9 protein-coding genes are annotated in these 12,467 nt (G+C 66.7%); all 9 read left to right on the top strand.

Annotated features, from left to right (window positions below; translation table 11 throughout):
* The first annotated feature begins 16 nt into the window (after positions 1 to 16).
* The 9 genes from BerOc1_RS04240 to BerOc1_RS04200 all read left to right on the top strand — a co-directional run bounded on the left by BerOc1_RS04240 (position 17) and on the right by BerOc1_RS04200 (position 12,432).
* On the top strand, positions 17 to 1,144 hold the full coding sequence (locus BerOc1_RS04240) for a 4Fe-4S dicluster domain-containing protein (protein WP_071544446.1): 1,128 nt from the start codon (positions 17 to 19) through the stop codon (positions 1,142 to 1,144).
* Between the two features lie 40 nt (positions 1,145 to 1,184).
* Complete coding sequence (locus BerOc1_RS04235; RefSeq protein WP_071544445.1) at positions 1,185 to 4,619, top strand: 4Fe-4S binding protein; 3,435 nt, start codon at positions 1,185 to 1,187, stop codon at positions 4,617 to 4,619.
* A 34-nt stretch (positions 4,620 to 4,653) separates the two neighbouring features.
* Positions 4,654 to 5,223 carry a 4Fe-4S dicluster domain-containing protein gene (locus BerOc1_RS04230; protein WP_071544444.1) on the top strand — a complete coding sequence of 190 codons (570 nt, stop codon included), beginning with the start codon at positions 4,654 to 4,656 and terminating at the stop codon, positions 5,221 to 5,223.
* A complete protein-coding gene (locus BerOc1_RS04225; RefSeq protein ID WP_071544443.1) occupies positions 5,220 to 6,146 on the top strand; it encodes a CoB--CoM heterodisulfide reductase iron-sulfur subunit B family protein in 927 nt (308 codons plus the stop codon). The genes BerOc1_RS04230 and BerOc1_RS04225 overlap by 4 nt, the downstream gene beginning before the upstream one ends.
* A gap of 24 nt (positions 6,147 to 6,170) precedes the next feature.
* Positions 6,171 to 7,076 (top strand): universal stress protein, encoded by a 906-nt coding sequence (locus tag BerOc1_RS04220; RefSeq protein WP_071544442.1) that lies wholly within the window; start codon positions 6,171 to 6,173, stop codon positions 7,074 to 7,076.
* A 93-nt stretch (positions 7,077 to 7,169) separates the two neighbouring features.
* Positions 7,170 to 8,486, top strand: a complete 1,317-nt coding sequence (locus tag BerOc1_RS04215; protein WP_071544441.1) for a (Fe-S)-binding protein — start codon at positions 7,170 to 7,172, stop codon at positions 8,484 to 8,486.
* Between the two features lie 183 nt (positions 8,487 to 8,669).
* On the top strand, positions 8,670 to 10,070 hold the full coding sequence (locus tag BerOc1_RS04210) for a sensor histidine kinase (protein WP_071544440.1): 1,401 nt from the start codon (positions 8,670 to 8,672) through the stop codon (positions 10,068 to 10,070).
* Positions 10,067 to 11,425, top strand: coding sequence for a sigma-54-dependent transcriptional regulator (locus tag BerOc1_RS04205; RefSeq protein ID WP_071544439.1), 1,359 nt, complete (start codon positions 10,067 to 10,069; stop codon positions 11,423 to 11,425). Before BerOc1_RS04210 ends, BerOc1_RS04205 begins: the two co-directional genes overlap by 4 nt.
* A 575-nt stretch (positions 11,426 to 12,000) precedes the next feature.
* Positions 12,001 to 12,432 (top strand): universal stress protein, encoded by a 432-nt coding sequence (locus BerOc1_RS04200; protein ID WP_071544438.1) that lies wholly within the window; start codon positions 12,001 to 12,003, stop codon positions 12,430 to 12,432.
* The last annotated feature ends 35 nt before the right edge of the window (positions 12,433 to 12,467 follow it).

The raw sequence follows: 12,467 nt of genomic DNA, 5'->3' as shown, positions 1-12,467 counted from the left end.
GCGCGGGAGGCGTGACATGGCTACCACGGCAATGATTCGGATCGACGGGGGCAACCCGATCGCGGCGGTGCAGGAGTTTTTGCGCGGGTTGATGGAAAGCGAGGATATCGGCGGCGTGCTGGTGCCCATGCACCTGTTCGGCAAGGGCATGCCCATGCCGACCCTGGTGACCGACCCGGCCCAGCTCTCCGGGGCGGACCCGCTGGCCCCGGCCTTTCCCATGAACAGCGCCAAGCTCCTGGCCCGGCTGACCCGGGGCCAGGCGGGCGAGCGCATCGCGGCGGTCATGCGGCCGTGCGAGATCCGCGCCTTTGTCGAGTTGGTCAAGCTCAACCAGGGGAGCATCGACGACGTCATCCTGGTCGGCCTGGACTGCATGGGGGCCTTTGACAACGTCGGCTACAAGGCGTTTCGCGGCGACCGCGACCCGTTCGAGTCCACCCTGGACTTCCACAAGCGGGTCGGCGACGGCGGGGCCGAGATCGCCCCGGCCTGCATGGCCTGCGAGCACCCGGCCCCGGAGAACGCGGACATCGTTCTCGGCCTGGCCGGGGCCGACCTGTCCGGGCACATCCCGGTCATGGCCGCCAGCCCGCGCGGCGAATCCCTGCTCCTCGGCCTGGGGCTGTCCGAGGCCGAGGCGGGCGGCCGCGCCGAGGCGTTGAAGGCCATGGTCCAGGTGCGCACGGCCAGCCGGGACGCGATGTTCGAACGCACCCGGGCGGCCACCGGCACCCTGACCGACCTGTCCGAGTATCTCTCGTCCTGCGTCAACTGCTACAACTGCCGGGTGGCCTGCCCGGTTTGCTACTGCAAGGAGTGCGTCTTCAACACCGACGTGTTCGAGCACAAGCCGTGGCAGTACATGGGCTGGGCCAAGCGCAAGGGGGCGCTCAAGATGCCCACGGACACGGTCTTCTACCACCTGACGCGCATGGCCCACATGTCCATGGCCTGCGTGGGCTGCGGCCAGTGCTCAAACGCCTGCCCCAACGACATCCCGGTCATGGAGCTGTTCCGCACCGTGGCCGCGCGCACCCAGGAGAGTTTCGACTACGTGCCGGGCCGCAGCCTGGACGAACCGCCGCCGTTGTCGGTCTTCAAGGAAGACGAGTTCCAGGACGCGGTTTCGCACATGGCCTGATCATCGCACGATTGACGGCCCGACACAGGGGAGGAGAGACATGAGAAAGCAATACGGCGCATTGGTGGTCGGGGCGGGCATCGGCGGCATCCGCGCGGCCCTGGACCTGGCCGTCACCGGGCACAAGGTGGCGCTCATCGACCGCAGGCCCAGCCACGGCGGCATCCTCAGCCAACTGGACCACCAGTTCCCTTCGGACCACTGCGGCATGTGCCGCATGCTCCCGCTGATGTCGCGCGACTCCTCCAGCCAGTTCTGCCTGCGCAAGGGGCTGTTCCACGACAACATCGACATCATGCTGTCCACCGAGGTGGAGACCATGGAGGGCGAGCCCGGCAAGTTCCTGGTCTCGCTCAAGCGCAAGTCCACGCTTATCGACCCGGCCAAGTGCATCAGCTGCGGCAAGTGCGCCGAGGTCTGCCCGGTGCGCGTGCCCAGCGAGTTCAACGCCGGGCTGACCGAGCGCACGGCGGTCCACCTGCCCGTGCCCCACGCCATCCCCAACCACTACGTGCTCGACCTGGACAACTGCATCCGCTGTTGGAAGTGCTTCGAGGCCTGCCCCACCGGTGCCATCGACTTCAAGTTCGAGGAGCGCAAGGAGTTCCACATCCTGGTGGCCGACCGCGACCCCGAGGTCAAAGCGATGATGGAGAAGGAGCTTAGAGAGCAGAACTTCCCGCTGCACTTCACCGAGTCCGGGCGCGAGGCCGTGGACATGCTCGCCACGGACGAACCGGTCGGGCTGCTCCTGGTGGGCATGGGCCTGGACGACATGGACGCCGAACGGGTCCTGACCCGGGCCAGGGAGCTGCGGCCCGACCTGCCCGTGGTGGTTCTGGCCGATGCGGAGGCCGTGGAGCAGGCCGGGAACCTGGTCATGCAGGGCGCGCGCGAATACCTGGTCAAGCCGCTCGCGGGCAAGGCCTTCGTGCCCTGGCTGGACAAGCTCTACGTGCGCATTCTGTCCGACCGCACGGACAAGCTCGAGGTCGGGGCCGTGGTCCTGGCCGGGGGCTTCGACTGCTACAGCCCGGACATGGACCCCGAGGGCGGGGCGGACATCTGGAACTACCGTCATCCCGGCGTGCTTACCGCCGTGGAGTTCGAGCGGCTGCTCTCGGGCACCGGGCCCACGGGCGGCGAACTGCGGCGGCCCGACGGCGAAAAGGCCGGGCGCATCGCCTGGATTCAGTGCGTGGGCTCGCGCGACGCGCACAAGAACGCCGATTTCTGCTCCGGGGTATGCTGCATGTTCTCCATCAAGGAGGCGCTGTTGGCCAAGCGGGCCACGGGCGGGGAGGCCGAGACCTCCATCTTCTACATGGACATGCGCACCTCGGGCAAGGAGTACCAGCGCTACCGGGCCAACGCGGAGAAGGAATACGGCGTGCGTTTCGTGCGCAGCCGCCCGCACTCCATTCAGCCGACCGACGACGGCCGGGGGCTGAGGCTGGAATACCTGACCGACGCGGGCGAACTGGTCGCCGAGGAATACGACATGGTCGTCCTGGCCGCCGGGGCGCGGCCGCCCAGGGGCATGGACAAGTTCGCCCTGACCATGGGCGTGGACCTGAACGAGTGGGGCTTCGTGGACACCCTGCCGTACCGGCCCGAGCGGACCAGCCGGGTGGGCGTGTTTGCGGCGGGCGCCTGCGGCGAGCCGCGCGACATCTCCGAGTCGGTCATCCACGCCGGGGCCGCGGCCCAGGCCGCGTCCAGGATCATCAAGGCCTACGACGTCCTGGCGGGCATCGAGGCCGAGCCCGAGCCGGAATACCCGGACGTGTCCAGGGACCCGGCGCGGACGCTGGTGACCATCTGCACCTCCTGCCCGACCCTGGAACAGGCCGTGGACCTGGACGCGCTGGCCGATCGCATGCAGAGGGTCCACTCGGTCTGCAAGGTCATGCGCGTGGGCAGCGCCTGCACCCCGCAGGGCTGGAAGGACATCGAGGCGGCGGCCATGGAGTACAAGCCCAACCGCGTGCTCATCGGGGCGTGCATGCCGTACGCCTACATCCCCAGGCTCAAGGAGCTGGGCCGGACCATCGGCCTGAACCCCGCGCTCATGGACGTGGTCGACATCTACACCGCCACCGTGGGCGGCGACGGCAACGGGAACGGGCGCACCGCGCGCGAGATATACTCCTCCCTGGCCACGGCCGTGGCCCGGTTGCAGGGCGCGGACCCGTCCGGCCAGGCCGTGACCGTGGACGTGGTCCGCTCGGCCCTGGTGGTCGGCGGCGGCCTGGCCGGCATGGTCGCGGCCATGTCCATCGCGGACCAGGGGTACGGGGTCTGCCTGGTGGAGGCCGAGGAGTCGCTCGGCGGCACGGCCATGCGGCTGCATACCCAGCTGGACGGCACGGACCCGCGCGCCTACATGGAGGAGCTCATCGCCCAGGTGGAGAAGCACCCGAACATCAAGGTCTTCAAGGAGGCGCGGGTGGTTCTGTCCCGGGGCCGCGCCGGACACTTCCGCTCGGCCATCGCCAGCCCCATGGGGGTCTTCCCCCTGGAGCACGGGGTGACCATCCTGGCCACCGGCGGGCACGAGGCCAAGGTCTACGAGTCCGGGCTGTGCGTGCACAAGCCGGTCATGACCCACCTGACCCTGGAGGAGCAGCTGGCCACCGGCCAGCTCGACGCCAAGGGGTTGTCGTCCGTGGTCATGATCCAGTGCTGGCGAAACCCCGGCCAGGACCGGACCTATTGCAGCAAGGTCTGCTGCCCGGAGATGCTCAAGAACGTGCTCGCCCTCAAGGGGCGCAACCCGGACCTGCCCGTCTACGTCTTCTACCGGGACATCATGACCCAGGGGTTCCTGGAGACCTACTACACCCAAGCGCGCAAGGCCGGGGCGATCTTCATCCGCTACGACGACCTGACCTCGCCCCAGGTGACCTTCGAGGACGGCAAGCCCGTGGTCCGGGGCTTCGACCCCATCCTGCGCGAACAGATCGAGCTGCGGCCGGACATCCTGTCGCTCGCCAGCGGCATCGAGCCCAACGACGTGGAGGACCTGCTCGAGGTCTTCGACGTGGAGATCGACCAGGACGGCTTCTACCGCGAGGCGGACTTCAAGTGGCGGCCTGTGGATTTCCTCAAGCAGGGCATCTACCTGTGCGGCATCGCCCTGGGGCCCCGGCGCATGCGCGAGACCGTGGCCTCGGCCAAGGCGGCGGCCCAGCGGGCCCTGCGCATCCTGAACGCCGAAAAGATTCCTCGAGAGACCGTGGTGGCCACGGTGCGCGACTCCCTGTGCTCCCTGTGCCAGGCCTGCGTCGGCGCCTGCCCTTACGGGGCCAGGAGCGTGGACATGGCCGAGGAACGGATCGTGGTGGACGAGATCCTCTGCCAGGGGTGCGGGGCGTGCGCCGCGGTCTGTCCCAACAGCGCCACCGTGCTCAAGGGGTTCCACGACGGGCCGATGCTGTCGGTCATCGACGCGGCCCTGGAGGAACCGGCCTAGGGCCGGGCAACACATTGCCAAGGAGTGACGGATCATGAACCAAGCAGTCAGGGAAACGTGGAGCCCGGCCCTGGAGGCCGACCGGATGGTGCTCAAGGAACTGCGCGAGGCCGTGGGCGCGTGCATGCAGTGTGGCACCTGCACGGCATCGTGCCCCAACCGGCACGCCATGGACATCACCCCCCGGGCCATGTGGCGGATGATCCAGTTCGGCATGCTCGACGAGATACTGGCGAGCAGGACGTTCTGGATGTGCTCGGCCTGCTACATGTGCACGCTGCGCTGTCCGCGCGGCCTGAAGCTGACCTCGGCCATGGCCGCCCTGAAAAGGCTGGCCGGGATCGAGGGCGGCAGGAGTGCGCGGAAGAACCAGGCCTTCTACGCCGCCTTCATGGACGACGTGGAGGCCCACGGCCGGGTCCAGGAGACGAGCATGATGCAGCGGTACTTTCTCAAGGCCCGCGACCCCATGCTGCCGCTCTCCTATGTCCCGCTCGGGGTGCGCATGCTCGGCAAGGGCAAGGTGCGCATGCCGGGCCGGGGGCGGGGCGGGGTGCTCAGGCCCCTGTTCGCCAAGGCCCGTGAAATGGAGGGATTGTCATGAAGTACGCGTACTATCCCGGCTGTTCGCTGACCGAGAGCGCCCGCGAGTTCGACGTGTCCACCCGGCTGGTCATGGAGCGGCTGGGCGTTGAGCTGGTCGAAATTCCGGACTGGACCTGCTGCGGGGCGAGCGCGGCCGAGCCGGTAAGCAAGCTGATGCATTACGCCCTGCCCGCGCGCAACCTGGCCATCGTGGAACAGGAGATGGCGGACCAGGGCGTCACTGACGTGCTCGCGCCGTGCTCGGCCTGCTACCTCAACCTGCTCAAGGTCGACCGCGAGGTGGTCGGCGACCGGAGCCTGCACGGCCGGGTCAACGAGGTCCTGGCCGCTTCCGGGCTGCACTACCGGGGCGGGGTCAGGGTCCGCCACCTGCTCGACGTGCTCAAGAACGACGTGGGCGCCAGGATCGTGGAGCAGAAGATCACCGACGGGCTCCAGGGCATGCGGATCGCGCCGTATTACGGCTGCCAGATCCTGCGGCCCTATCCGGTCTTCGACGAGCCGGGCAGGCCGGTGTCCATGGAGCCGTTCATCCAGGCCATGGGCGGCGAGGTCCACCAGTGGGACATGGCCAACCGGTGCTGCGGGGCCTCGCTGATGATGGGACATGCCGAGGTGGCCATCCGGTCCGTGGCCGACATATTGAGCGATGCGGCCGGGGCCGACGCCATCGTCACGGTCTGCCCGCTGTGCCAGATGAACCTGGAGGCGTACCAAGCCAAGGCGCGCAGGGCGGGCGGCCAGGGCGTGCCCGTGCTCTACCTGACCCAGCTCATGGGGCTGGCCATGGGGCTGTCCGATAAGGACATGCAGCTTTCGGCCAACCTGACCATGACCCCGGCGGTCAGGCGGGGCATTGCAGCCAGGGCGTGGGCCGAGCCCGCGCCCGAAGACGGGGAGGAAACGGGTTTGAACGCATAAACCGGAAAGCAAAGGGGGCTAGTCATGTTTAAGGACATCATCGTGGGCGTCACGCCCACCGGCATCGATGCCTGCGCGGTCAGGGCGGCGGCCGAGTTCGCCGCCAAGTTCGAGTCCAAGCTCTACCTGGTCCACGTGGCCGGCATGGAGCAGGGCTGGGGCTCCATCGAGCACCTCGCGCCCTCGGGCGAGACCGACCAGCTCGGCGGCAAGCTGCGCGAAATGTACGACGAATACCTGGGCAACGTGCCGGGCGCGCAGATCGTGGTCGTGCCGGGCATCCCGCACAACGAACTGCTGCGCCTGGCCCGGTCCAAGAACACGGACCTCATCGTCATGGGCCCGCACACCCAGGAATACGAGGAGCGGCGCTCCAAGATGTGGGGCATGGCCGGCAGCACGCTCGAGCGCGTCAGCCAGCGCGCCCGCTGCCCGGTCATGATCGTGCACAAGGACGTGGCCTGCAAGGAGCCGCTGTTCACCAACATCGTGGTGGCCACGGACTTCTCGGACCAGGCTGAATGCGCCGTGGCCTACGGCGGCCAGATGGCCCGACAGTACAAGGCCAACCTGGTGGTCATGCACGTCAGCGAACCCGGCGGCGAGGGGCGCGGCGAGTGTCTGTCCCGGCTGGAGGGCGTGTACGGCAAGCGGCTGGACGGCATCCCCGAATGCTCGTTCAGGGCCGAGATGGGCGAACCGGCCATGGAGATCCTGCGCACGGCCCGCCAGGGCGACGCGGACCTGCTGATCATGGCCCACCATTCCAAGGAGCGCGACCCGGAAAAGGCGTTCCTGGGCTCCACCGTGACCCAGGTGGCCCTGAACGCGCCGTGTCCGACCATGAGCGTCAACCGGCACTTCGACCTGCGCTGCGGCCTGATGTACGACCAGGGCGGCCAGGTGGTCCAGGCCGAGGCCCTGGCCTGACCCGGCGTTGAACCGAACCGGTTCCGGGGGCGGACGGCCGCCCCCGGAACGCCCCGGCGCGGCGTGCGCCAGGCGATGCGAAAGGAGTGAGCCATGACGGTTATGCCCAAGCCCTTGGACGCGGAAGTCAGGGAGTTCCTGAACAGATTCGATTTCAGCGGGTGCCTGGCCTGCGGCACCTGCTCCAACGGCTGCCCGGTGACCGCCACCCCGGGCATGGAGGAGTGGGACATCCGCAAGGTCATGCGCATGCTCGCCTACGGCATGGTCGACGAGGTGGTCGATTCCGACTTCCCGTGGCTGTGCACCGGCTGCGGGCGGTGCGCCTATTCCTGTCCCGCGAACATCGACATCCCGGCGGTCATGGCCCACATGAAGAGCCTGCGCGACCGGGACAAGGTCCCGGGCTCCCTGCACAAGGGCATGCAGAACAACGTGGACACGGGCAACAACCTGGCCATCAGCCGCGAGGAATACCTGGAAGGCATGGCCGACCTGGGGAGCGAATTGGCCGAGGAGTGCCCGGGCTTCTACGTGCCCGTGGACAAGCAGGACGCGAAAATCCTCTTCTTCCCCAACTCCAAGGAGGTCTACGGCGACTTCGAGGACCAGTTCTGGTGGTGGAAGGTCTTCTACGCGGCCCGCGAGGACTGGACCGTGCCGTCGCAGGGGTGGGAGGCCGTGGACTGGGCCCTGTTCACCGGCAACTACGCGGCCAACAAGTTCCTGGCCAAGCGCAAGATCGACTACATGCACCAATACAACATCGAGCGCATGATCATGCCCGACTGCGGCGGCGGGTCCTACGGCTGCCGCAAGGGTATGGAGGCCTGCGTGCTCGAGGACCCGAACAACGAGGTCGGCTTCACCTATCTCTACGACTACCTGGTCGGGATCATCCGCGAGGGGCGCATCAAGCTCGACAAGTCGGTCAACGCGGGCAGGCGGTTCACCTGGCACGACTCCTGTAAGCACGGCCGGGAACTGCAGCGCCACTTCGGCAAGGGGTTCTACGAGGAGCCGCGCTGGATCGTCCGCCAGTGCGTGGACGACTTCGTGGACATGACCCCCAACCGGGGGCTGAACTACTGCTGCGGCGCGGGCGGCGGCATGTGGCCCGCCCCGTTCGACGACCAGTCCGCCTGGCACGGGCGGCACAAGTTCGAGCAGATCAAGCGGACCGGGGCCGACGTGGTCGTGGTCGGCTGCTCCAACTGCCGCGACCAGATCATGAAGCGGCTGCCCAAGTACTACACGGACTACAAGTACGAGGTGAAGTACATCTGGCAGCTGGTGGCCGAAACCCTGGTCCTGGAGCCGTGGGAGGCGGAGCTGGTCGACAAGGCCACCGTCCTGGCCGAGGCCCAGTGGAAGGCGTTCGGCGTGGACCTGTCGGCCGGGGAATACTGACCGGCTCGCGCGCCCGGAACAGGCATTCGGAAGCCTCCCCGGCTCCGCCCGGAACGCGGCGTCCGCCGGGGAGTTGCTTTTTGCACCCGTTTGAGGCGAGAATATCGCCCTTGTCTCCGGCCATGCCCGTCCGCACGCGCGGGCGGGCGTGCCGCCGGGCCTCGGGTAACATTCGGAGCCGCTATGCAGTCGTTGAAGATCAAGGTCTTTCTGGTGGTCCTCGCCTTTGTTCTGTTCATGCTCCTGACCATGGGCATGTACTGGTGGAACATAGTGGCCTTCCGCGAGCGGCTGATCATCATGGACGAGTTCCACGACGTGGTCTCGGACATCCTGGAGACCCGGCGCTACGAGAAGAACTTCATGTTCTACCCAGAGCCGGGCAGCCTGTCGGAGGCCCTGGTCTACCTGGACCGCGCCGAGCACACCGTGGCCCTGCTCAGGCCCCAGATCGTTGAGATCCTGGGCCGGGGGACCTATGACGGCGTGCTCGAGGACATCGCCGCATACCGCACGCTGCTGCATGCTCTGGCCAACGGCGACAAGAGCGTGGCCGACAGCACCCGGCAGCACGGCACCCGGTTGGTGGAGGCGGCCCAGGCCCTGCTCGCCAAGAAGCGGCAGACCATCCACGACGCCCTGAACCGCATCCTGTACATGCCCCTGGCGGCCAGCTCCCTGATCCTCATCCTGATCACCGCCGTCTACATCTGGCAGGCGCGCAAGATGCTCGGGCGGCTCAACTACGTGCAGCGCGCCGCGGACGGCGTGGCCAAGGGAGACTACGAGGCCATCCAGCACCTGACCAGCGAGGATCCCATCTCGGTGATGATGCGTTCGGCCTTCCAGTCCATGGCCGCCCAGCTGGACGAGCGCCAGGAGCAGCTCATCGAGGCCCGCAAGCTGGTCTCCATCGGCACCCTGACCTCGGGCATCGCCCATGAATTGAACAATCCGCTGAACAACGTCTCCCTGACCGCCGACACCCTGCTCGAGGAACTCGAGGATCTGCCCGAGGAGGAGGTCCGCGAATTGCTCGGCGACATCATCAACGAGACCGGCCGGGCCTCGGAAGTGGTCCGCAACCTGCTCGACTTCTCCAGGGAGGAGGACCGGCCCCTGGCCCGCCTGGACATGAACAACGTCATCCGCCAGACCCTCAAGCTGGTCGGCAACCAGCTCTCCCTGAACGGCGTCAGGGTGGAGACGGACCTGCCGGACGGCCTGCCGGACATCCACGGCGATATGCACTACCTGCAGCAGGTCTTCATCAACCTCTTTCTCAACGCGGACCAGGCCATGGAACGGGGCGGCACCCTCGGCGTGGCGGCCTGGACCGACGGCGAACGGGTCTGCGTGGACGTGTCCGACACGGGCTGCGGCATGGACAAGGACACCCTGAGCCGCATCTTCGATCCCTTCTTCACCACCAAGCCGGTGGGCAAAGGCACGGGGCTCGGGCTGTCCATCATCTACGGCATCCTCAAGAAGCACGGCGGGACCGTGGACGTGCAGAGCCGGGAGGGCGAAGGCACGACCTTCACCGTCTGCCTGCCGGTCCTGGCCGACGGGGAGGCGGCATGACCCGGTTCCGCGCGGCGGTCATCGACGACGAGGGGCAGGCGGCCAAGATGGTCGGCAGGGCGCTGACCAGGCTCGGCTTCGAAGTGGAGACCTTCGGGCTGGGGCACAATTTCCTGGCGCGCATGGCCGAGGCCCCCTTCCAGCTCGCCTTCATCGACCTCAAGCTGCCGGACATGGACGGCATCGACATCCTCGAGGCCGTCAAGACCGGGTTCGAGAACGTGGAGGCCGTGATCATCACCGGGCACGGATCCATCGCCTCGGCCGTGGAGGCCACGGCCAAGGGCGCGGCCAACTACATCGTCAAGCCGTTTCGCCTCCAGGAAATCCGCACCGTGGCCCGCGAGGCGCTTGAAAAGCTCGAGTTGCGCGAGGAGAACCGGCGGCTGAAAGAGGCCCTGGACGACGTCCCGCCGCTCAAGGACTTCCTCGGGGCCAGCCGGGTCATGCTCGACGTCTTCGCCATGATCCGCAAGGTCGCGCCGGTCAACTGCACGGTCCTGCTCCAGGCCGACACCGGCACGGGCAAGGAGCGGGCGGCCAAGGCCATCCACGACCTCTCCCCGCGCAAGAACCGGACCTTCGTCTCCTTCAACTGCGGCGGGTTCACCGAGGAGCTCATCTCGAGCGAACTGTTCGGCCACGAGAAGGGAGCCTTCACCGGGGCCACGGCCACCAAGATCGGGCTGCTCGAATCGGCCAACGGCGGGACGGTCTTTCTGGACGAGATAGGCGAGATGCCCCTGAACATGCAGGTCAAGCTGCTCCACGTCATCCAGGACCGGCGCATCCTGCGCGTGGGCGGCACCCAGCCCATCGACCTGGACATCCGGATCATCGCGGCCACCAACCGCGACCTGCAGGAGGCCATGGCCGCCGGGCAGTTTCGCGAGGACCTCTTCTACCGCCTCAACGTGGTGCGCATCTACCTGCCCACCCTGGCCGAGCGGCGCGAGGATATCCCGCTCCTGGCCGAGCATTTCCTCACGACCTTCAACGCCCGGTTCGGCAAGGAGGTGGCCTCCATCTCGTCCCAGGCCATGGAGGTCCTGACCCAGTACAACTATCCGGGCAACGTCCGCGAGCTGGAGAACATCGTCCAGCGCGCCGTGGCGCTGGCCGACGGCGCGGTCATCGGCCTGCGCGAACTGCCGCCCGACCTGCTCAACCTGACCTTCAGCAACCTCGGCACCCCGGGCCTGCTCCCCCTGGAGGAGGTCGAGAAACGGCACATCCTCCACGTGCTCGAGGCCACGGGCAACAACAAGGGGCTGGCCAGCTCCATCCTGGGCATCCCCCGGACCACCCTCTGGCGGCGGCTCAAGAAGTTCGGCCTGGACACGGACGAAACGTAGCCGCCTCCCGCACCCCGTCGCTTCTTCCCGCCCCGGCCGTCCCGGCCCGGGGGAACCCGCGCCCCGCGCGGCCCGGCCCGTTGCGCCATCCCGGCGCGCCGCCGCATCACCACAAGTCCCCATGCCCCGGGGCGGCTCCTTACGCCCCTTTTATCGCCTGTCTTCAAGAAAAAACGCGGTTTTTTTACAGCTACCTTACCGGGGATTTTTCTCTCTTGTTCATTTTGAAACACGTTTGGCCGCAAAAGTGGCCTGGAGGGGCTGAGATTATCCCTGGTTTTTCAGAATGAAACATTCATTTCGGTGCTGCCGGAATCCGTGCTCCTGTGGAGTTGTTTCAATAAAATATCGATATCCTAGGTGGTTGTAGTGTTGTTCGATCCTTCACAACAGACTCGCCCACCGTTTGCCCGGTCAATCCTATCGCTTTTCATTTTGAAACAAAAAATGCGCAAAATCGGGCCGAACAGTCCTCCAAGAAAATAAAATTCCTTATATATTGATAGGTTGAGATATCCTTCTTCAATCCGGCCGTGGCACCGGCCTTGCTCTTAAGGCGGCGACGGAAGGGAAAAATGAAGAATGTATTGATCGTAGTGGACAAATCGGAATCGAGCCTGTGGCTGGCCTATTACGCCATGGGGCTGACCCGGCGCATGGCCGTGAACGTCTCCATCCTCCTGGTTGTGGACGAGGAAATCGACGGCCGGGCCGGGGACAACGAGGAGTGGATAGGCTCGCCCGAGAAGCGGCTCGAGTCGATCCTCGCCGAGGGCCGATCCGAGGGAACCCGTCTCGATTACTACGTGGTCCGGGGCCGGATGGAGGAGGAAATCCCCAAGTTCATCCGTGAAAACTCCGTGACCAAGCTCTTCATCGGCGCCCCTCCGTCGGGACGTCGATCGCTCTACTTGAAACTGATGAGGGTGATCGACGCGGTGAATACCACCACCCGCTGCGAGGTGGAGGTGGTGCAGAAGGTGTCCGCGCACGGCAAGCGCAGGTGAGTCCGTCCCCCAAGGGGGCGAGGCGGACGGCGCGG

The sequence above is a fragment of the Pseudodesulfovibrio hydrargyri genome, from assembly GCF_001874525.1.
In the GTDB taxonomy this organism is placed as follows: Bacteria; Desulfobacterota; Desulfovibrionia; order Desulfovibrionales; family Desulfovibrionaceae; genus Pseudodesulfovibrio; species Pseudodesulfovibrio hydrargyri.
The sequence above is the reverse complement of the archived record's forward strand: the minus strand, read 5'-3'. Positions and strand labels throughout refer to the sequence as shown.